Raw genomic sequence first — 20968 nt, forward strand, 5'->3', positions numbered from 1 at the left:
GGCTCAGTCTCGGTTAGCGCGAGGCTTGCGCGGACGACCCTCGGGCTTGCCCTCGGAGCGGTTGCCTGCGGGGCGGCGATCCGGCTTGCCCGGGCCGCCGGGCTTTTTGTTGAAGCGCGGGCGCTCGGTCGAACGCTCTGCAGGGCGTTCGCCTCGTGGCGCGGGACGCTCGCCCTTCGGTGGCGCGTCGGCCGAGGCGATCGTGATGTCGTCGTCCAGTCCTTCGGCACTGGCGGCAAAGCGCTTGGCGGCCGCGTCCACGATCTCAAATCGGGTTTCCCGATCGAAAATACGGATCGCGCCGATGTCTTCGCGAGTGATCTTGCCCCGGCGGCAGAGGAGCGGCAGCAGCCATTTCGGATCGGCATTGTTGCGGCGGCCAATATCCATGACGAACCACGAGGTCGGCCCGACGTCGCGCGAACGCGGCGCGCGCTCGGCTCGATCGCTGCGCTCGGGGCGGCCCTCGTCCTCACGGCGGGGCTTCACGCTGCGCGGCTCGCCGGGATCATAGACATCCTCCGGCGCGGGCAGGCGCTGGCGGTACAGGCGGGCGAAGGCGCCGGCGATTTCCTCGGGCGTGCGCTTGGCGATGAGATCGCGCACGACGTCCTGATCTTCCTCGCCGATCTCCTCGGACAGGATCGGGTCGCTCAGAAGCCTTTCGCGATCCAGCGCACGAATCTCGTCGGCGGACGGTGCCGCCATCCAGTTCGGCTTGATTCGCGCATCCGACAGGAGGCGCTCGGCCTTGCGACGACGCGACAGCGATACGAGCAGAACCGATACGCCCTTGCGCCCGGCACGGCCCGTGCGGCCGCTGCGATGCTGGAGCGTTTCCGCGTCGTTGGGGAGTTCGGCATGGATGACGAGGCCAAGGCTCGGCAGATCGATGCCGCGCGCGGCGACGTCGGTCGCCACGCAGACGCGCGCGCGACCATCGCGCAGCGCCTGCATGGCTTGATTGCGCTCGGCCTGACCGAGCTCGCCGGACAGGGCGACGGCGGCGAAGCCGCGATCGACGAGCCCGGTGTGGAGGTGGCGGACCTGTTCGCGCGTGTTGCAGAACACGATGGCCGACTGCGAATCGACCTGACGCAGGATGTTGACGACCGCGAGTTCGGACTCGGTCGGCGCAATGCGCACCGCGCGATATTCGATGTCGGCATGGCCGCTATCGCGCGACGTGGCCTCGATTCGCATCGCATTGCGCTGGTAGCGCTTGGTCAGGCTGACGATGGGCTTGGGCAGGGTCGCCGAGAACAGCAGCGTCCGACGCTCGTCGGGCGTGGCTTCCAGAATGAATTCGAGATCTTCGCGGAAGCCGAGATTGAGCATCTCGTCGGCTTCGTCCAGCACGACGACGCGAAGACGGCCGATCAGGAGACGACCGCGCTCCAGATGGTCGCGAAGGCGGCCCGGCGTGCCGACGACGATATGCGCGCCGCGCGCCAGAGCGCGCTGCTCGGCGCGCGGGTCCATGCCGCCGACGCAGGTGATGATGCGCGCATCCACCTTCGAATAGAGCCATTCCAGCTCGCGCTGAACCTGAAGCGCCAGTTCACGCGTCGGCGCGACCACCAGCGCCAGCGGCTCGCCGGCTTCCGGCAGGGCGTCTGATTCGCCGAGCAGCGTGCTGGCGAAGGCGAGGCCGAAGGCCACTGTCTTGCCGGAGCCGGTTTGGGCCGAGACGAGGAGATCGCGCTCGCCGACACTGGGGTCGAGAACGGCGTCCTGAACGGGCGTCGGGTCTTGGTATCCACGCTCCTCGAGCGCGGCGGCGAGGGCGGGGTGTGTCGGGCGGAAGGGCACCGGATTTTCCTTGAAGACTGTGCCGTTCCATCGAACGACGGCTGATGGCCGTCGCTTCCCGTCATGGCTCCATTGATCACGCGGGATCGCAATCCCTATCGCGCAATGGGCCAGCCTTCCGGCACCCATAGAAAGCCGGCTCGCCGATCCAAACGCGAGAATGACGCGTCTATACGCGCAAACACGGGAGATGGCGACCCCTTGTCGAACAGGGCGTGCAGCGGCTCGCGAATGGAACCGTAAGCCCTCTGATCAGATCGCCAGTGCGATGTTCAAAGCCGCCAGCCAGAACACCGAAGACAGGAGAGCCCCGATCGTCAGGCCTCGCCCCATGGCGAGGGGATCAAAAGAATGATGCATCGAAGTCCTCCCGTTGAAGGCAGCGTTGGAGGTTTTCCTCGTTTCTGAGCGTCTGCCCTCGATCGTTAAAATTGCACCCTTTTTTCCTTACGACAAAGGATTTTTGCGCACGATTCCTTTTGCGAAGCTGCCGCCGGCGGAAAAAGGAAGATGGTCATCTCCTGAGTTGCGTAGCTCGAAGTCTCGACGGATGAGCCGTTCCCGGCTGAGGGTAGAAATTTCCCATCGATCGGCCTGTCGCGATCGTTCTTTTCTCTCTTGCGGCCTCGACCGGCCGCTTCGCCGCCTTGTTTGGAATCGTTTCGAAAGCGAGGATCAATCCATTCTATCGATGGAGTTTGATGTAACCCATGAAACGACTTTCCTTCGGACTTCTCGCCATGGGTCTCGTGATGGCGGCGGTACTTCCGGCCGGCGCGCAGACGACGCTCCTCAACGTGTCCTACGATCCGACGCGCGAACTCTATCGTGACTACAATTCGGAATTCTCGAAGTTCTGGCAGGGGCAGGGCCATGACGCGGTCACCGTTCGCCAGTCGCATGGCGGATCGGGCGCGCAGGCGCGTACGGTGATCGACGGGCTGGACGCCGATGTCGTGACGCTGGCGCTGGAGGCCGACATCGACGCCATCGCCAAGGCGACGAAGAAGATTCCCGGAGACTGGCGCACCCGCCTGCCGCACAATTCCGCACCTTATACCTCGACCATCGTTTTCCTTGTGCGCAAGGGCAATCCCAAGGCGATCCATGACTGGAACGACCTGGTGAAGGATGGCGTGCAGGTGATCACACCCAACCCGAAGACGTCGGGAGGTGCGCGCTGGAACTATCTGGCCGCTTGGGCCTATGCCAACAAAGCGTTCGGCAACGATCCGGAAAAGACCAAGCAGTTCGTCGGCAACATCTATCGCCACGTTCCCGTTCTCGACACCGGCGCTCGCGGCTCCACCACGACCTTCGTACAGCGCGGCATCGGCGACGTTCTCCTTGCTTGGGAGAACGAGGCGTTCCTGGCGCTGGAAGAACTCGGCCCCGATCAGTTCGAGATCGTGGTGCCCTCCATCTCGATCCTCGCCGAGCCGCCGGTCGCGCTGGTGGATGGGAATGTCGATGCCAAGGGCACACGCGAGGTCGCGACCGCTTATCTTCAGCATCTCTACAGCGATGCCGGCCAGACGATCGCGGCCAAGCACTACTATCGCCCCTCCGAGCCGGAGAAGGTGACCGATAAGGCGCTTCTGGAGCGCTTTCCGAAGCTGGAACTCGTGTCGATCGACGATCCGCAGTTCGGCGGTTGGGCGAAGGCGCAGCCCGAGCATTTCGGAGACGGCGGCATCTTCGACCAGATCTACAAGCCGGGCAAGTAAGCGACCCGTTCCCCAAGCGTTCCTCCCACGACTTGGGGACTTCACCCCGGCGGGACTTGTCCCGCCGGGTTCTTTGTACGGATAATGCCGGGTCACGGCAGGAATGAAGGGGTTCTCATGCTCGACCGGACGGCTTTCCGGCGGCGGCTTTTTTCGCGCTCGATGCTCCCTCGCGTGGCTTGAGCGATGGCGTCGTCCGTTCTGCCGCGCTTTCGCGCTCCCAGCGTCATACCGGGTTTCGGTCTCGCGCTCGGTTTCACGCTGACCTATCTCACGCTCCTCGTTCTTATCCCGCTTTCGGCCTTGGTTCTGCGCAGTTCCAGCCTTGGTTGGGAGGAGTTCGTGCGGCTGGCCCTCGATCCGCGCGTTCTGGCGGCGCTGCGCCTGTCCTTCGGCGCGTCCTTCTTCGCGGCGCTCATCAATGCCGTGTTCGGCCTGCTGATCGCTTGGGTGCTCGTGCGCTACGATTTTCCTGGCCGGCGCTTCGTGGATGCGGTGATCGATCTGCCTTTCGCGCTGCCGACCGCCGTTGCCGGCATCGCGCTGACGGCGCTCTACGCGCCCAATGGATGGGTCGGGCAATTTCTGGCGCCGCTGGGCATCAAGGTCGCCTACACGCCGCTCGGCATCGTGGTGGCGCTAGTCTTCGTGTCGCTGCCCTTCGTCGTGCGCACCGTACAGCCCGTGCTGGAAGAGATCGACGCCGAGGTGGAGCAGGCGGCTGCGACGCTCGGCGCCAACCGCTTCCAAACGGTGACCCGCGTCGTCCTGCCCAGCGTCATGCCGGCTTTGCTGACGGGTTTTGCTTTGGCGCTCGCCCGCTCGGTCGGGGAATACGGCTCGGTCATCTTCATCGCCGGCAACATTCCCTACGTCTCGGAAATCGCGCCGCTGCTGATCGTGATCCGATTGGAAGAGTTCAACTATGGCGGGGCGACGGCGGTCGCGGCCATGATGCTCGCGATCTCCTTCCTGATGCTTCTCGCCATCAACCTCATTCAGGCCTGGAGCCGGCGGAGATACGGTCATGGTGCTTGACGCCTCCTTGGGTGCGACGCCCGCCGCTCCCACGCGCCGCCGACCGGTGACGAGCGAAGCGCCGGCGGTCAAATGGACCCTGATCGCCGTCGCGCTGGTCTTTCTTGCCTTCTTTCTGTTTCTGCCTCTGGTCGCCGTCTTCGTGGAAGCCTTCCGCAACGGGCTGTCGCTCTATTGGCAGGCGATCATCGAGCCCGACGCGCTGGCCGCGATCCGCCTGACGCTTCTGGTGGCGGCGATCTCGGTGCCGCTCAATGTCGTGTTCGGATTGGCTGCGGCCTGGGCGATCGCGAAATTCGAGTTCAAGGGAAAGGCGCTGCTGATCACGCTGATCGACCTGCCATTCTCGGTCTCGCCCGTAATCGCGGGTCTCGTCTACATCCTCCTGTTCGGAGCGCAGGGCTATCTCGCGCCGCTGCTTCAGGGCACGGGAATCCAGATCGTCTTCGCGTTGCCCGGCATCGTGCTCGCCACCGTCTTCGTCACGCTGCCCTTCGTCGCGCGCGAGCTGATCCCGCTCATGCAGGAGCAGGGAACGGGAGACGAGGAGGCGGCCATCTCACTGGGCGCGAGCGGCTGGAAGACCTTCTTCCGGGTCACGCTGCCCAATGTGAAATGGGCGCTGCTCTACGGTGTGCTTCTGTGCAACGCCCGCGCCATGGGTGAGTTCGGCGCGGTCTCGGTCGTTTCGGGCCGTATTCGCGGTCAGACGAGCACGATGCCGCTGCATGTCGAAATTCTCTACAATGAATACAGCTTCTCCGCTGCCTTTGCGGTCGCGTCCATTCTGGCCTTCCTGGCGTTGATCACGCTTGGCCTGAAGGCGCTTCTGGAATGGCGATACGCCGGCGACATGGCCTCTTCGCGCGGCGGACATTGAGTTTGGGAAACAGCTTCATGGACATCAAAGTTCGCAATATCCGCAAGGAGTTCGATCGCTATCCCGCGCTGCATGACGTTTCGCTGGATATCCGCTCGGGCGAGCTGATCGCGCTTCTGGGGCCTTCCGGCTCAGGCAAGACGACTCTGCTTCGGCTGATCGCGGGACTGGAATTCCCGACCGCCGGGCAGATTTTCTTCGGCGCGGAAGACGCGTCCGAGAAGAGCGTTCAGGAGCGTAATGTCGGCTTCATGTTCCAGCACTATGCGCTGTTCAAGCATATGACCGTCGCCGAGAATATCGGCTTCGGTCTTAGCGTTCGCGACCGAGCGACCCGGCCCGGCAAGGCGGAGATCCGCCGCCGCGCCAGCGAACTGCTCGATCTCGTGCAGCTGTCAGGTCTTGAGAAGCGCTATCCCAACCAGTTGTCGGGCGGTCAGCGGCAGCGCGTGGCGCTGGCGCGCGCGCTCGCCATCGAGCCGCGCGTCCTGCTTCTGGACGAGCCCTTCGGTGCGCTGGACGCGAAGGTCCGCAAGGATCTGCGCCGCTGGCTTCGCGAACTGCACGACAAGATCGGCCTCACAACCGTCTTCGTCACCCACGATCAGGAGGAGGCGCTGGAACTGGCGGACCGGGTCGTGGTCATGAGCCAGGGCCGGATCGAGCAGGTCGGCTCGGCCGACGACATCTACGACCGTCCCAGCACGCCTTTCGTCTTTTCCTTCATCGGTCAGTCGAACCGGCTGCCCGTCGACGTGCGCGGCGGCGAAATCCGCCATGGCGACATCGTTCTCGGCCGAACCGCCGAGGCCGACGGGCGCTGGAACCTCTATATGCGCCCGCACGATCTCGATCTCGTGGATGCCGGGGCGCCGGGGCTGACGGGTACCGTGTCGCTGTCGCGCCGCGCTGGCGGCTCGCGCATCTCCGAGTTCGAGTTCGGCCCGGAGCGGCACCGGATCGAGGTCGAGCTGCCCGCCGACTTAGGCGGCGAGCCCGGCACCGAACTGCGCGTTCGCCCCCGCCGCTGGCAGCTTTACCGCGAGGGCGCGGCGGCCTGAGGGGCAGCCTGTCAGCGCTCGCTCAGCGTCTTCATCACGAGAAAGCTTGCCGTCGCCCGGTTCTCGACGCCGAGCTTGGTGAAGACGACCTCCAGATGCTTGTTCACCGTCCTCGGGCTGAGATCGAGGATGGTGGCGATGTCGCGGTTGGATTTGCCGCGCGTCAGCCAAAGAAGCACGTCCGCCTCGCGAGCGGTAAGGTTGAAATGCCGGCGCAGCAGAGCTTCCTCGCCCGCTGTGTCGTCCACCGTCAGGCGAAAGAGATGCTCGTTCTCGCCCACCTTGCCGAGGGGGCTGAGTTGAAGGCGCATTCCGTCCTCCGACGTCAACTCACCGCCGGGCGGCGAAGGCGCAGGTGAGCCGGCGCGAAGCCAGTCGCGTAGCGGGGCGGGCAGGGCGGGGCGGCCCTCGACCTCCGCCAGAGCGCCCGCCAGAAGGCGTGTGGCCTGTGGTGTGGACCAGAGAACGAGCCCTTCGCCATCGACCGCCAGAAGAAACCGGCCGGCCGTGTCCAGAGCCGCGCGGGCGTTCTGCGCAGCGCGGGCATTGGCGAGATGAACGCGCATTCGCGCCAGAAGTTCGTCCGGTACGATGGGCTTGGTGACGTAATCGACGCCGCCCGCGTCCAGCCCGCGCACGACATGTTCCGTTTCCGCGAGCCCGGTCATGAAGATCACCGGCACATGGCGCAGAGCGGCGTCGGCCTTGAGGCGGCGCGTCGTCTCGAACCCGTCCATGCCCGGCATGACGGCGTCCATCAGAACGATGTCGGGCGTGATGGCCTCCGCGATGCCGAGCGCCTGCGCGCCGTCGAGCGCGACGAGAACGGTTGCCCCGCCAAGCTCGATCGCGTCCGTCAGCATGCGCAGCGTGTCGGGCGAATCGTCCACGACGAGAACGATGTCGCGCTCCCGCTCGGGCGTGGACGTTGCCTTGCTAGTCATCCCGCGCGGTCTCCAGCGCCTCCGCCAGCCGCTTGAGATCGAATCCGTTGAGGTGAACCCTCATCGCTTGGCTGAAGGGTCGATATTGCGGATCGTCGTCCAGAGCGGCCAGCTTCTGTTCGATCCCCCTTGCATAGCCGATCCGGCAGAAGCGGAGAAGTTCGGCGATGTCGGCGGGCGGAGGAAAGCGGAGCGGTTGGGTGACCGGCTCGGCGGCTGGCTTGGCGGTCGCGCCCGTCCATTCCAGTCCGAGCACATCGCGCACCGTCGCCAAGAGTTGGCGCAGGTCGAAGGGTTTGGGCAATTGGGCCGCCGCGTCCGACCCGCTCTCGCCCGCGCGGGGCGCTTCGGCGAAGGTGGCTGAGAGCATGACCATGCGTCCCGTCTGGCCGCTGGCCCGCAGCGCTGTCGCCAGTTCCCATCCGTTCATACCGGGCATCTGGACATCCAGAAGGAAGAGATCGGGCCGCATCTCTGCGGTCACAGCCAGGGCGGCAGGCCCGTCGGGCGCTGTCAGAACGATAAAGCCGAGCGGGCGCAGAACCTCGACCATCAGATCGCGATGTGTTTCGTCGTCGTCCACAACGAGGACCGTGCGGCGCGAGCCGGCATAGCCCTCGATCGCAAGCGGTGCGCCGGGGTCGGCGGAAACAGGGACGGTCGCCTCACGCGTGGCGGCGACGGCCGAGAGCATCACCCGCACTTCGAACCGGCTTCCCTTGCCAGGGGCGGAGGAAACCTTGATGTCACCGCCCATGAGATTGGCCAGAAGCCGCGTGATGGTGAGCCCCAGGCCGAGGCCCGGCGCCTTGCCCTGCGCGGCGCTGCCCCGCTCGAACGGCTCGAAGATACGCTCCAACTCAAGCGGTGGAATGCCAGGGCCCGTGTCGGACACGGTGATGATGGCAACCTGGCTGCGATAGGCGACATCGAAGCCGACGCTGCCGGCTTCCGTGTATTTCACGGCATTGGAGAGGAGATTGATGAGAATTTGGCGCAGTCGCTTCTCGTCGGTCCGCACCACTTCGGGGAGCGTCTCCGGCCGCGTGAAGCGAAACTCCAGCCCCTTGGCGCTGGCCTGGAGGCGGAACATATCGACGAGCTGAGCCAGAAAATCGCCGAGGCGCACCTCGCCGCGCTGGAGCTGAAGCCGCCCCGTTTCGATCTTGGAGATATCCAGAAGCCCGTCGATCAGGCCCGACAGATGCTCGGCCGAGCGGCGGATCGTCTTGATGCCACCGAGCTTGGCTTGCGGGATGGCGGTATCCTGTTCCAGAAGCTGGGCATAGCCGAGGACGGCGTTGAGCGGCGTGCGCAATTCATGGCTCATGCCGACGACATACCGGCTTTTCGCCAGACTCGCCGCTTCGGCCATTTCCTTGGCTTTTTGGAGGGCCGCATCGGTGCGCCGATGCGCCTCGATTTCCTTCAGGAGCAGCTGTGTTTGGCGGGCCGATTCCTCCTGCGCCACCCGCCGCGATTCCTGCGCCAGCACGAAGAACCATGTGGAAACACCGGCCACGATCATCAGCACGAAGAAGGCCGCCCAAAGGGCCTTCGCGATGACGTCCGTATCGTCGGGGCTGGCCAGGATCGCCTGATAGTAGATCAGCGACAGAACGACCGAGATGACGCCCGCCAGAAGGGCGAGGCCGCCGATATAATGGCCGACCTTGGCGTCGATCCTTCGGCGCAACCGCTCCGGCAGGGCCGCCTTGCCCGCCGATGCCATCTGCGCGGAAAAGCGCGCCTTGGGTTTGCAGAGATCGTGGCAGCGCGCGTCCAGTGAACAGCAGAGCGAGCAGATCGGCGCGGCATAGGCCGGGCAATAGGCCATATCCTCGGGCTCGAACGGGTGTTCGCAGATCGAGCAGGTGATCTCCGTCCGCGTCTGCCACTCGGCGCGCGGCTTGCGGGCGAGATAGAACCGTCCGCCCGTGGCAAATGCGATGATGGGCGCGGTGACGAGGGCGACACCCAGCGCCACGAAGGCCGACAACGCCTGAGCCGTTTCTCCGAACACGCCGCCGAAGGCCAGAAGCGATACCAGCGTCGCCAGACCCATCGAACCCAAGCCCACCGGGTTCAGGTCGTAGAGATGCGCGCGCTTGAACTCAATGCCTTTGGGCGAGAGGCCGAGCGGCTTGTTGATGGCGAGATCGGCCACGATCGCGCCGAGCCAGGCCACCGCGACATTCGCAAAAAGGCCGAACGTCACCTCTAGCGCCTCGTAGATCCCGAGTTCCATCAGAAGGAGGGCGATGGCGACGTTGAAGACCAGCCAGACGACGCGGCCGGGATGGCTATGGGTGAGGCGCGAGAAGAAGTTCGACCATGCGAGCGACCCCGCATAGGCGTTCATCACGTTGATCTTCAGCTGCGAGACCACGACGAAGGCCGCCGTGAGGAACGCCGCTGCCACCGGACTCGGCAGCACGTAGCCGAAGGCGACGTCGTACATATGCGCAGGCTCGGCTGCGTGTTCGGCCGACACGCCGGCCCGCAGCGCGAGAACGGCGAGGAAGGAGCCGAACAGGAGCTTGGGCGCACCGAGCACGATCCAGCCCGGCCCGGCCGATAAAAGCGCCAGCCACCAGGATCGCGTCGCCGGGTCGCGCCAGGATGTCGTCTTGGGCTTGGGGAGAAAGCGGAGGATATCCACCTGCTCGCCGATCTGCGGCATGAGCGCCAGAATGACCGACGCCGCCGCGCCGAACTTCACCAGCGACAGGCCATTCCCATCCCCAACGTTCAAGCCGGGGAAATGCAACCAGGCCTCGACCGAGCCCCAGTCGTGCCAAAGGATGAAGCCGACCGGCAGAATGTTGAGACCGATCCAGAGCGGCTGGGTGGCGAGCTGGAACCGGCTGATCCAGGTGACGCCGTGGGTCACGAGGGGCACGACCGCGACAGCCGAGATGATGTAGCCGAGCCAAAGCGGCAGGCCGAAGGCGAGTTCCAGCGCCGCCGTCATGATCGACGCTTCCACCGCGAACAGGATGAAGGTGAAGGTCGCATAGATCAGCGATGTGACGGTCGAGCCGATATAGCCAAAACCCGCGCCGCGCGTCAGAAGGTCGATGTCCACCCCATAACGCGCGGCATAGAGGCTGATGGGCAGGCCGGTGACGAGTAGAAGGAAGCCGACGACGAGAATAGCCAGCGCCGCGTTCGAGAAGCCGAAGGAGAGGGTGATCGCGCCGCCCACGGCCTCCAGCGCCAGAAAGGAGATCGCCCCGATCGCCGTCTGCGACACTTGCGGCGCGCTCCAGCGCCGGGCGCGCTTGGCGGTGAAGCGCAGCGCGTAGTCTTCAAGCGTCTGGTTGGCGACCCAGCGATTATAGTCGCGGCGCACGGGCAGGATACGCTGGCGTCCCGTCATGTCGAACGTCCTGATCAGCGCCGACAGGGCGCGCTTCCTCCATAGCCGGATCGCGCGGCGAGGGGGTACGTCATTTGACGTATACCCGCTCTTCACCATTCCGCCGATGGTCCCCCACGGCGGCAATGAGAGCCGCGACGAATTTGAGGGGACCTTCCATGCGACTTTCCCGAAAGGCCGGCTGGCTCTTGGGCGCTTACGCCGCCACCATGCTCTCGGGCCTCGGCGCCCATGCCGCCGAGGATACGATCAAGGTCGGCATTCTCCACTCCCTGTCCGGCACGATGGCGATTTCAGAAACGACGCTGAAAGACGCCATGCTCATGCTCATCGACGAGCAGAACAAGAAGGGCGGTCTTCTCGGCAAGAAGCTCGAAGCCGTCGTCGTGGACCCCGCGTCCGACTGGCCGCTTTTTGCCGAGAAGGCTCGGCAGCTGATCGCGCAGGACAAGGTCGCCGCGACCTTCGGCTGCTGGACCTCGGTGTCGCGCAAGTCGGTTCTGCCGGTCTTCAAGGAGCTGAACTCGATCCTCTTCTACCCCGTGCAGTACGAGGGCGAGGAGTCCGAGCGCAACGTCTTCTACACCGGCGCTGCCCCCAACCAGCAGGCCATCCCCGCCGTCGACTACCTCATGAAGGAAGGCGTGCAGCGCTGGGTTCTGGAGGGCACGGACTACGTCTATCCGCGCACCACAAACAAGATCCTCGAAGCCTATCTGAAGTCCAAGGGCGTCGCGGCCGAGGACATCAAGGTGAACTACACGCCCTTCGGCTTCTCCGATTGGCAGACCGAAGTCTCCGCCATCAAGGACTTCAGCGGCTCCGGCAAGAAGACCGCCGTGGTCTCGACCGTGAACGGCGACGCCAACGTGCCCTTCTACAAGGAACTGGCGAACCAGGGTGTCTCGGCCGAGACGACGCCGGTCATGGCCTTCTCGGTGGGTGAAGAGGAACTCGCCGGCATCGACACCGCGCCGCTCGTCGGCCATCTCGCGGCCTGGAACTACTTCGAGTCGGTCGACACGCCAGAGAACGAAGAGTTCATCGCGAAGTGGAAGGAGTTCACCAAGGACCCCAAGCGCGTAACCAACGACCCGATGGAAGCCAGCTATATCGGCTTCAACATGTGGGTGAAGGCCGTCGAGGCCGCTGGCACGACCGATCCGGACAAGGTCATCGACGCGATGGTGGGCGTCGCCGTTCCCAACCTTTCGGGCGGTTATTCCTCGATGGGCGCGAACCACCACATCACAAAGCCGGTGCTGATCGGTGAAATCCAGGCCGATGGCCAGTTCGAGATCGTGGACCAGACGCCCGGCCTCGTGCTTGGCGATGCGTGGTCGGACTACCTGCCGGAATCGGCGCCGCTGATCGCCGACTGGCGCAAGCCCATGAGCTGCGGCAACTTCAATACGAAGACTGGCAAGTGCGGCGGTGCCGACGCCAAGGCAGCCTCCAACTAAGCCCAACGCGCCCGCCCTATCTGCGCGGGTGAGCCCGGCGAAACGGCCCCCCGCCGAGGGCGGGCCGTTTTCTCGTCTGATCGGCCGATGATCCGGCCCTCTCGAAACAGGCTTTTCCATGTTGAAGATGCTTCGCGCCCCATGGGCGGGCACTTTGGAGGCGTTGGCTCTCGGGCTTGCGCTTCTTCTGGGCCTCGCTCTCGCGACCGCTGGTCCCTCTCGCGCGCAGGGAGCGGACCCGGCTGCCATCATCGCCGGCTTTGCGGGCAAGAAGAGCTTCGAGGAGACCGAGGCCAATGTGCGCGCGCTGGCCGCGACGGGTGATCCCCGCGTGTCGACCACGCTGGACGCGCTGGCCTCCGGCGATCTCTATTACTCCAAGACCGACAACCGCGTCGTGATCGCGAGTGGCAAGGGAGCCTCCTTCGCCACCTCCGACCCGCTGACCGGCGCGTCGCTGGGCGATGCGCCGAAGGCGAGCCTGGAAAAGGTTCGCGTCAAGAATTCCATTCGCGCGCTCGTGGCGGAGTTGAAGGGCGGGCTGACGCTCGGCTCCAGCGACCCGGCCGAGCGCATGGCCGCCGCCGTCAGCCTGTTCGATAAGGCCTCGCCCGATCAGCTGGCCGTGCTGGACTCTGCCATCGCCAAGGAAACCGATCCGGCGATCCGCGCGCGGTTTGCCGAGGCGAGGGCGGTGGCCGTGCTGCGCTCCGACCGCCCCTCGGAGGAGCGGCGCGAGGCGGCGCAATTGGTGGCCGCGCGTGGCGACCGTGCCGCGCAGAACGTTCTTTCGGCCTTCACCGCTGACGCCGATCCCGCCGTCGCAAAGGCTGCCACCGCTGGCGCCGCTTCGATCGCCCAGACGATCGCGCTTTGGGGGCAGGCGCAAAACATCTGGTACGGCCTCTCGCTCGGCTCGGTCCTGCTTTTGGCCGCGATCGGCCTCGCCATTACCTTCGGCGTGATGGGTGTCATCAACATGGCGCATGGCGAGATGGTGATGATCGGCGCCTACACGACCTTTGTCGTGCAGCAGGCGCTGCGCCTCCACGCGCCGCAATGGCTGGACTGGAGCCTCGCGCTCGCCCTGCCGCTCGCCTTTCTCGTCGCCGGCTTCGTCGGCTTCGTCATGGAGCGCGGCATAATCCGCTTCCTCTATGGGCGTCCGCTCGAAACCCTGCTCGCAACCTTCGGCGTGTCGCTGATCCTCCAGCAGGCGGTTCGTACGCTCTTCGGCCCGACCAACCGCGAGGTGTCCAATCCCTCTTGGATGTCCGGCTCCTTCGATGTCGGTCTCATGGCCGTTACCTGGAACCGGCTCTGGATCATCGTCTTCGCGCTCGCCGTCTTCGCCGCGCTTCTCTTCGCGCTGAATCGCACCTCGGCCGGCCTGAAGATGCGCGCCGTCACGCAGAATCGGCGCATGGCCGCCGCCATGGGCATCCGCACGCCGATGGTGGATGCCATGACCTTCGCGCTCGGCTCCGGCATTGCCGGCATGGCAGGCGTCGCGCTCAGCCAGATCGACAATGTGTCGCCCGACTTGGGCCAGGGCTACATCATCGACAGTTTCATGGTCGTGGTCTTCGGCGGCGTCGGCAATCTCTGGGGCACCCTGGTCGGGGCCATGAGTCTGGGCATCGTCAACAAGTTCCTTGAGCCCTATGCCGGCGCGGTGCTCGGCAAGATCGTGGTTCTCGTCCTCATCATCCTCTTTATCCAGAAGCGCCCGCGCGGCCTCTTCGCCCTCAAGGGAAGGTTCGTCGACGCATGATCACCGCTCGCTTTCTGGGGCCTCGTGCCCTCTGGCTCGCCGGACTTCTCGTTCTCGTCGCCGTGCTCGTGCCCCTCTCGAACCTCACGCTCGACGTCGGCCATCCCTTGCGCGTGCCAGACCATCTCGTACCCCTTCTCGGCAAGTATCTGTCCTACGCCATCCTGGCGCTCAGTCTCGATCTCGTCTGGGGTTACGTCGGAATTCTCTCGCTCGGCCACGGCGCGTTCTTCGCGCTCGGCGGCTACGCGATGGGCATGTATCTCATGCGCCAGATCGGTAGCCGGGGCGTCTACGCCAATCCGGTCCTGCCAGATTTCATGGTCTTTCTGAACTACAAGGAACTGCCTTGGTTCTGGCACGGGTTCGACCAGTTCTGGTTCGCGGCGCTCATGGTGCTGCTGGTGCCGGGGCTCCTGGCCTTCCTCTTCGGCTATTTCGCGTTCCGCTCGCGTGTCACCGGCGTCTATCTCTCGATCATCACGCAGGCCCTGACCTACGCGCTGCTCCTCGCCTTCTTCCGAAACGACATGGGCTTTGGCGGCAATAACGGCCTGACCGATTTCAAGGACATTCTCGGCTTCTCCATCCAGGCGGGCTCGACCCGCGCCGCGCTCTTCGCCGCGACGGCAATCGTGCTCGCGCTCTTCGTGCTGATGGTTTCGGCGGTGACGCGCTCCAAGCTCGGGCTCCTGATGGTGGCGGTGCGCGATGCGGAAAGCCGCACGCGGTTCCTGGGCTGGCGAGCCGAGCATGTGAAGCTTTTCGCCTTCACGCTGTCGGCCGTCATGGCGGGTGTGGCCGGCGCGCTTTACGTGCCGCAGGTCGGCATCATCAATCCCGGCGAGTTCGCGCCGCTCAACTCGATCGAGGTCGTGGTCTGGACGGCGGTCGGCGGGCGCGGAACGATCCTCGGCCCCGTGCTTGGCGCGCTACTCGTCAATGGCGGCAAGAGCTATTTCACCGCCGCCGCGCCCGAAAGCTGGCTCTTCGTCCTCGGCTCGCTCTTCGTGGTGGTCACGCTCTTCCTGCCGCGCGGCATCGTCGGCACGATCGATCATGGCTGGCGCGCCCTAACCGAGCGCCGCCGCGCGGCCCGTGCCGAGAAGGGCGTCGCTTCCGACGCCGCCACCAACCCTAGCCCGGCGGAGTGACCCTCATGAGCATGACGAACGCGACCCCGGCGCGCATTTCCCCCCATCCTTACGCGACGCTTCTGGCCGAGGCCCGCGAGAAAGAGGCTGCCGGCCGCCCGCCACGCGGCGAGACGCTTCTCTATCTCAACGGCGTGACGAAGAGCTTCGACGGCTTCAAGGCGATCAACGATCTCTCGCTGGTGGTCGCGCGCGGCGAAATGCGGGCGATCATCGGCCCGAACGGTGCCGGCAAGACGACGATGATGGACATCATCACCGGCAAGACCCGGCCAGACACCGGCGAGGTCTATTTCGCCGGAAACACCGATCTGACGCGCCATGACGAGGCGGAAATTGCCTCCATGGGCATTGGCCGCAAGTTTCAGAAGCCCACCGTTTTCGAAAGTCATACGGTGGAGGACAATCTGGTTCTCGCACTCTCTGGTCACCGCGGCATCTTCTCGACGCTGTTTCACAAACGGTCAGAAAGCGATTCCAAGCGGATCGATACAATCCTCGAAACCGTTCGCCTGACGGCCAAGCGGCACCTGCCGGCGGCCGATCTCAGCCATGGGCAGAAGCAATGGTTGGAAATCGGGATGCTGCTGGCGCAGGACCCCGAACTCCTTCTGGTGGACGAGCCGGTGGCGGGCATGACCGACGCCGAAACCGAGGAAACGGCCAAGCTCCTGCGCGAGATCGCCGAGACGCGCTCCGTCGTCGTCGTCGAGCACGACATGCACTTCGTTCGCGCATTGGGCGTGAAGGTGACGTGCCTGCACGAGGGCCATGTTCTGGCCGAAGGCCCGCTCGATCAGGTCTCGTCCGATCCGCGTGTCATCGAAGTCTATCTGGGGCGCTGACCATGCTGAGTGTTTCGAACGTCGATCTCTACTACGGCGCGGCGCAGGCTCTGCGGGGCGTTTCCATCGAGGCCAAGAAAGGCGAGATCACCTGCGTCCTCGGCCGCAACGGCGTCGGCAAGACCTCGCTCATGCGGGCCATCGTCGGGCAGCAGGCGATCCGCTCCGGACAGATCGCGCTGGATGGCTCCGATCTGAAAGGCGAAGCGCCTTATACGCGCGCCCGTCGCGGCATCGGCTTCGTGCCGCAGGGGCGGGAGGTGTTTCCGCTGCTTTCTGTGAAGGAAAATCTCCAGACGGGGTTTGCTCCGGTCAAGCGCGGTGAGCGTACGATCCCCGATCATGTGTTCAAGCTTTTCCCGGTCCTGAAAACCATGCTCTCACGGCGCGGCGGTGATCTGTCGGGCGGCCAGCAGCAGCAACTCGCCATCGGCCGGGCCTTGGTGACGCGCCCCAACCTTCTCGTGCTGGACGAGCCGACCGAGGGCATCCAGCCCTCGATCATCAAGGATATAGGCCGAGCCATCCGCTACCTGAAGGAGGCGGGCATGGCCGTTCTCTTGGTCGAGCAATATCTCGAATTCTGCCGGGAACTGGCCGATAAGGTCTATATCATGGACCGCGGGCAGATCGTGTTCGAGGGCGTCGGGGCCGATCTGGACGACCCCGACGTGCGCAAGCATCTGACCGTCTGACGCTCAGGCGCGGAGTTCCGGCAGGTCGCGATAGAGGTCCAGAGCCTCGGGGTTCGCCAGAGCCTCCTTGTTCTTCACCTCGCGGCCATGCACCGTATCGCGCACGGCCAGTTCCACGATCTTGCCGCTTTTGGTGCGCGGGATGTCGGAGACCTCCACGATCACGGCCGGAACATGGCGGGGCGACGCGCCCGCGCGGATCGTCCGACGGATCGTGTCTCGCAACGCGTCATCCAGCGTCGCACCGTTGCGCAGCGTGACGAAGAGCACGACGCGTACATCCCCTTCATGCTCCTGCCCGATGCAGATGGCCTCGTTGATCTCGGGGATTGTTTCCACCTGCGCATAGATTTCGGCCGTGCCGATCCGCACGCCGCCGGGGTTGAGCGTCGCATCCGAGCGGCCGTGGATCACCAGCCCGCCATGCTCAGTGCGCTCGGCGAAGTCGCCATGGCACCAGACGCCGGGAAAGCGCTCGAAATAGGCGGCGCGATATTTCGCGCCGCTGTCATCGGCGAAGAAGCCGAGCGGCATCACCGGGAAGGGTTGGGTGCAGACGAGTTCGCCCTTTTCACCCACCGCAGCCGGCTTGCCCTCGTCCGTCCAGACCTCGACCGCCATGCCAAGCCCCGGCCCCTGAATCTCGCCCGGCCAGACGGGCCGCGTCGGATCGCCGAGCACGAAGCAGGAGACGATATCCGTTCCGCCCGAAATCGAGGTGAGATGCAGGTCGGTCTTGATGCCCTCGTAAACGAAGCGGAAGCCCTCGATGCTGAGCGGCGAGCCCGTGGACATCATGGCCCGAAGCTTCGTCAGGTCATGGCTCTCGGCAGGGCGCACGCCGGATTTGCGTAGCGCGTCGATATATTTGGCTGATGTGCCGAAATGGGTCATGCCCTCCCGCTCGGCATAGTCGAACAGCACGGCGGGGGAAGGGTGGAAGGGCGAGCCGTCGAAGAGCAGCAGCGTCGCCCCGCGCGCTAGACCCGACACGAGCCAGTTCCACATCATCCAGCCGAGCGTCGTGAAATAGAAGAGCCTGTCTCCGGGCTTCACGTCCGTATGCAGCCCGTGCTCCTTCAGATGCTGAAGCAGAACGCCGCCGGCGCGGTGGATGATGCATTTGGGAGCGCCCGTCGTGCCGGACGAAAAGAGAATGAACAGAGGATGGTCGAACGGCAGACGCTCGAAGCGCAGCTCGGCCGGCGCGAAGTTTTCGATATAGGCATTCCAGCCGATCGCCTTCGGCAGCGCCGATGGATCGAGACCGTTCTCTGTCAGCGGAATGACGACGACACCTTCCAGCGAGGGAAGCTGCGGTAGAACATCGGCCAGCTTGTCGCGCAGGTCGATCCGCTTTCCGGCATACCAATAGCCATCGACGGTCACCAGCAGCTTGGGCTCGATCTGGCCGAACCGATCCAGAATGCCGCGCGGCCCGAAATCCGGGGAGGCGGAGCACCAGACGGCGCCGAGCGAGGTGGCCGCCAGCATCGCCGCGATGGATTCGGGAATGTTCGGCAAAAGACCGGCCACGCGGTCTCCCGCCGCAATGCCGGCAGCGGCCATAGCCTGTTGCAGGCGGGAGACTTCGGCCCTCAACCGGTTCCAGGACCAGCGGCGCTCGCTTTTGTCTTCGCATAGGGAAATGATGGCGTCGGCCTCGCCATCGATTCCATCCAACTTGCGCAGGAGGTTTTCGGCGAAGTTGAGCCTGGCTTCCGGCAGGAAGCGCGCGCCGGGCATGGCGCTTTCGTTCTCGATTGGCACCGAGCCCTTCTCGCCGACGACGCCGAAGAAATCCCAGACGGCATCCCAGAACGCGGTCGGTTGTCTCAGCGACCAGTCATGCAGCGCCGGCGTGTCGGCAAAGCTCGACCCCGACCGCTTTTCGCAGAACGCGCGAAACGCCGCCATGCCGGACGCGGCTGCGCGGTCGGCTGACGGGCTCCAGAGCGGAAGGGAAGTGACCATGGATCGGGCCTCGCTGAAATGGGATGAAACGATGGGAGTATGACGTGGGCTCAGGCGTCAAGAAGTCACTGTAAACCAAGTCCACAGATGATCTTGGGAATGAAACATCCTGTTAAAGGCCGTCCTCATACCTTGGCTCCGATACGGAAGGGCCACCGGATGATATCGACGATCGATTACCTCGGGATGCGATTTCTCGACGCGAATCTGGCCGGCGTTCGGTCGGCCTTCCGCGAGGCGCTGCGGGGGCGATTCGGCTATGTCGTCACGCCCAATGTGGACCATGTCGTTTCCTATCATCGTGGCGACGCCGCCTTGCGCGAAGTGTATGATGGTGCGCTCTTTCAGATTTGCGACAGCCGCGTCCTATCGCGACTGGCTGGCCTGTCGGGTCTTCACCTGACGCCTTGTCCCGGCTCCGACCTGACGCGGGACCTGCTCGAACGCCCGCTCTTTCCGGCGATGCGGATTGCCGTGATCGGCCCCGATATGGACGCCTTCCGCGATCTCCAGCAGCGCTTTCCCTCGGTGTCATTGACGCTGATTCCATCGGCGCAAAGGCTCTCCATCGGCTCGCCGGAATGGAAGGAAACGGTGGCGCGCACGGCAGGCACGCGGTGGGACCTGCTGCTCGTCTGCTTATCCTTCCCCAAACAGGAGTTCTTCGCGCACGATCTCGGCCGGGCGGGGCGGGTGCATGGGTTGGCGCTTTGCGTCGGGGCGAGCATCGATTTCCTGACCGGGCGGCAGAAACGCGCGCCCGAATTCTTTCGCAAGGCCGGGCTCGAATGGCTGCACCGTTTGGCGCAAGACCCTCGGCGAATGGCCTCGCGCTATCTTCAGCGGGGGCCTGCCGTCTTCGCCTTGGCCGGCCGGGAATGGGCGCGACTGCGTCAGGAGGGACCCATGGTGGCGGATCGGCCAGGGTCGCCCAAACGCGTTCTTTTTCTCACGACCGTCATGCCGCACGAGCGGATGACGGGCGGCGAAATCGCCTCCATGAACTTCATCGATGGACTCAAAGCCTCGGGCTGCGAGGTCGAGGTGATCGCCTATCGGCGGGAGGGACAGGCGGACGACCTGCCGGTCGGTTTCCTGTCGCCCGTGGACTGGCCGATCGAGAGTGCGGGTCGTCCCGTGCGCAGCGGGGCCTGGATGGCGTCGGCCTTTCTGGCGAGGCGTCCTTATTCCGTGCAGAAATACGTTTCCCGCGCCATGCGCCGCTTCGTGCGCTTGCGCTTGCGCAGCGTGCGCGCGGATCTGGCTGTGATCGACCATGCCCAGGCCAGTTGGCTTCTTCCGCTTTTGCCCGCCGATCTGCCGACCGTTCTGATCGCTCACAATGTCGAGCATCAGCTTTACGAGGGGCATGGCGACGCCCTGTCCGGTGTGGCGAAGCCCCGTCTTCGCGACCGTCTGAAAGCGCGGATCTATCGACGCGAGGGCGAACGGCTTCTAGCGGTCGAGCGGAAGACCATGGCCCGTGTGCGAGAAGTCTGGACCCTGGCGGAGGATGATGCGGCGGCCTTGACCCGCCTGTCGCCGCAGACGCCGGTTCGCAGTTTCGGCTTGCCCGGCCAACCCTTCCTGTTGGCGGCGGAGACCCTGCCGGAGCCGACGATCGATGTCGGCCTTTTGGGAAGCTGGGTCTGGGACGTCAATCGCGCCGGCCTTGACTGGTTTCTCACGGCTGTCGCACCCCGCTTGCCCGGTCATGTGAAAGTCGTCGTCGGCGGCAAATCGCTCCATCCGCCGGGTACCGTGATCGGCTCCGTTCGCTTCGCCGGGTTCGTGCCGGATGCCGGGGCGTTCTTGCGGTCCTGCTCCGTGGTGGTCATTCCTAGCACCACGGGATCGGGCGTGCAGATCAAGACGATCGAGACCCTCGGGCTGGGCGTACCCACCGTCGCGACGACGGTTGCCCTCCGCGGCATCGACGATCCGCCGCTGGATCTGCGCCTTGCTAATAGCGCGACCGATATGGTCAACGCCATTCTGGAAACGCTGCAAGCACCGCGCCCGGACGGGCGCGATGGCGCGGCCTGGCGTCTGGCGCGCGAGCGGGCCTTCGAAACCGATATTCGAAACGCTTTGTCCGGGCTGTTGTCGCCGCAGACGAGCGATAGGACCTCGAAGGACGTGGCGGATCGTATTCGGTCGACGCGGCAAGCGCCGCCGGCGCGGATCACGGAAGACGCTGCATAGGAGCTATGTGCAGG

At 64.9% G+C, this 20968-nt stretch carries 14 protein-coding genes; 10 read left to right on the forward strand and 4 right to left on the reverse strand.

Features of this window, described 5'->3' with window-relative positions; all coding sequences use genetic code 11:
* Positions 1 to 3 precede the first annotated feature (3 nt).
* Positions 4 to 1812 (reverse strand): DEAD/DEAH box helicase, encoded by a 1809-nt coding sequence (locus tag AUL28_RS18550; protein WP_058633707.1) that lies wholly within the window; start codon positions 1810 to 1812, stop codon positions 4 to 6.
* Positions 1813 to 2522: 710 nt separating this feature from the next.
* On the opposite strand from AUL28_RS18550, the gene AUL28_RS18555 reads away from it, so the two are divergent.
* From AUL28_RS18555 to AUL28_RS18570, 4 genes are all read left to right on the forward strand, one after another.
* On the forward strand, positions 2523 to 3539 hold the full coding sequence (locus tag AUL28_RS18555) for a sulfate ABC transporter substrate-binding protein (RefSeq protein ID WP_062235565.1): 1017 nt from the start codon (positions 2523 to 2525) through the stop codon (positions 3537 to 3539).
* Between the two features lie 186 nt (positions 3540 to 3725).
* The gene (cysT, locus tag AUL28_RS18560; protein ID WP_062235568.1) at positions 3726 to 4577 is read left to right on the forward strand and encodes a sulfate ABC transporter permease subunit CysT; all 852 of its coding nucleotides are present in this window, start codon (positions 3726 to 3728) and stop codon (positions 4575 to 4577) included.
* Positions 4567 to 5457 carry a sulfate ABC transporter permease subunit CysW gene (gene cysW / locus AUL28_RS18565; RefSeq protein ID WP_062235571.1) on the forward strand — a complete coding sequence of 297 codons (891 nt, stop codon included), beginning with the start codon at positions 4567 to 4569 and terminating at the stop codon, positions 5455 to 5457. The genes cysT and cysW overlap by 11 nt, the downstream gene beginning before the upstream one ends.
* 17 nt (positions 5458 to 5474) lie before the next feature.
* Positions 5475 to 6518 (forward strand): sulfate/molybdate ABC transporter ATP-binding protein, encoded by a 1044-nt coding sequence (locus AUL28_RS18570; protein ID WP_062235574.1) that lies wholly within the window; start codon positions 5475 to 5477, stop codon positions 6516 to 6518.
* Positions 6519 to 6529: 11 nt separating this feature from the next.
* Here the strand turns inward: AUL28_RS18570 and AUL28_RS18575 are convergent, their stop codons facing one another.
* Positions 6530 to 7462, reverse strand: a complete 933-nt coding sequence (locus tag AUL28_RS18575; RefSeq protein ID WP_062235576.1) for a response regulator transcription factor — start codon at positions 7460 to 7462, stop codon at positions 6530 to 6532.
* On the reverse strand, positions 7455 to 10844 hold the full coding sequence (locus tag AUL28_RS18580; RefSeq protein ID WP_062235579.1) for a hybrid sensor histidine kinase/response regulator: 3390 nt from the start codon (positions 10842 to 10844) through the stop codon (positions 7455 to 7457). The genes AUL28_RS18575 and AUL28_RS18580 overlap by 8 nt, the downstream gene beginning before the upstream one ends.
* A 158-nt stretch (positions 10845 to 11002) precedes the next feature.
* On the opposite strand from AUL28_RS18580, the gene urtA reads away from it, so the two are divergent.
* The 5 genes from urtA (at position 11003) to urtE (ending at position 16775) form a co-directional block, all read left to right on the forward strand.
* A complete protein-coding gene (urtA, locus tag AUL28_RS18585; protein ID WP_374701441.1) occupies positions 11003 to 12307 on the forward strand; it encodes an urea ABC transporter substrate-binding protein in 1305 nt (434 codons plus the stop codon).
* 118 nt (positions 12308 to 12425) lie between these two features.
* Positions 12426 to 14081: an urea ABC transporter permease subunit UrtB gene (gene urtB, locus AUL28_RS18590; protein ID WP_082640572.1), complete on the forward strand. Its 1656-nt coding sequence runs from the start codon at positions 12426 to 12428 to the stop codon at positions 14079 to 14081.
* A complete protein-coding gene (gene urtC, locus AUL28_RS18595) occupies positions 14078 to 15235 on the forward strand; it encodes an urea ABC transporter permease subunit UrtC (protein WP_062235581.1) in 1158 nt (385 codons plus the stop codon). The genes urtB and urtC overlap by 4 nt, the downstream gene beginning before the upstream one ends.
* Before the next feature lie 5 nt (positions 15236 to 15240).
* On the forward strand, positions 15241 to 16080 hold the full coding sequence (urtD, locus tag AUL28_RS18600; protein ID WP_244493567.1) for an urea ABC transporter ATP-binding protein UrtD: 840 nt from the start codon (positions 15241 to 15243) through the stop codon (positions 16078 to 16080).
* A gap of 2 nt (positions 16081 to 16082) precedes the next feature.
* A complete protein-coding gene (gene urtE / locus AUL28_RS18605) occupies positions 16083 to 16775 on the forward strand; it encodes an urea ABC transporter ATP-binding subunit UrtE (protein WP_062235583.1) in 693 nt (230 codons plus the stop codon).
* Positions 16776 to 16778: 3 nt separating this feature from the next.
* Here urtE and AUL28_RS18610 read toward each other — a convergent pair whose 3' ends face one another.
* Complete coding sequence (locus tag AUL28_RS18610; RefSeq protein WP_062235585.1) at positions 16779 to 18749, reverse strand: acetoacetate--CoA ligase; 1971 nt, start codon at positions 18747 to 18749, stop codon at positions 16779 to 16781.
* 159 nt (positions 18750 to 18908) lie between these two features.
* Between AUL28_RS18610 and AUL28_RS18615 the strand changes: the two genes are divergently transcribed.
* Positions 18909 to 20954, forward strand: a complete 2046-nt coding sequence (locus AUL28_RS18615) for a WecB/TagA/CpsF family glycosyltransferase (RefSeq protein ID WP_062235590.1) — start codon at positions 18909 to 18911, stop codon at positions 20952 to 20954.
* Positions 20955 to 20968 lie beyond the last annotated feature (14 nt).

This window comes from Aureimonas sp. N4 (assembly GCF_001463925.1).
GTDB classification, from domain to species: Bacteria; Pseudomonadota; Alphaproteobacteria; order Rhizobiales; family Rhizobiaceae; genus Aureimonas; species Aureimonas ureilytica_A.

Bases quoted from the DNA above. Each gene is read 5' to 3' on its own strand.
- AUL28_RS18555 (WP_062235565.1), top strand. From the start codon at position 2,523: ATGAAACGACTTTCCTTCGGACTTCTCGCCATGGGTCTCGTGATGGCG.
- cysT (WP_062235568.1), top strand. From the start codon at position 3,726: ATGGCGTCGTCCGTTCTGCCGCGCTTTCGCGCTCCCAGCGTCATACCG.
- cysW (WP_062235571.1), top strand. From the start codon at position 4,567: ATGGTGCTTGACGCCTCCTTGGGTGCGACGCCCGCCGCTCCCACGCGC.
- AUL28_RS18570 (WP_062235574.1), top strand. From the start codon at position 5,475: ATGGACATCAAAGTTCGCAATATCCGCAAGGAGTTCGATCGCTATCCC.
- AUL28_RS18575 (WP_062235576.1), bottom strand. From the start codon at position 7,462: ATGACTAGCAAGGCAACGTCCACGCCCGAGCGGGAGCGCGACATCGTT.
- AUL28_RS18580 (WP_062235579.1), bottom strand. From the start codon at position 10,844: ATGACGGGACGCCAGCGTATCCTGCCCGTGCGCCGCGACTATAATCGC.
- urtA (WP_374701441.1), top strand. From the start codon at position 11,003: ATGCGACTTTCCCGAAAGGCCGGCTGGCTCTTGGGCGCTTACGCCGCC.
- urtB (WP_082640572.1), top strand. From the start codon at position 12,426: ATGTTGAAGATGCTTCGCGCCCCATGGGCGGGCACTTTGGAGGCGTTG.
- urtC (WP_062235581.1), top strand. From the start codon at position 14,078: ATGATCACCGCTCGCTTTCTGGGGCCTCGTGCCCTCTGGCTCGCCGGA.
- urtD (WP_244493567.1), top strand. From the start codon at position 15,241: ATGAGCATGACGAACGCGACCCCGGCGCGCATTTCCCCCCATCCTTAC.
- urtE (WP_062235583.1), top strand. From the start codon at position 16,083: ATGCTGAGTGTTTCGAACGTCGATCTCTACTACGGCGCGGCGCAGGCT.
- AUL28_RS18610 (WP_062235585.1), bottom strand. From the start codon at position 18,749: ATGGTCACTTCCCTTCCGCTCTGGAGCCCGTCAGCCGACCGCGCAGCC.
- AUL28_RS18615 (WP_062235590.1), top strand. From the start codon at position 18,909: ATGATATCGACGATCGATTACCTCGGGATGCGATTTCTCGACGCGAAT.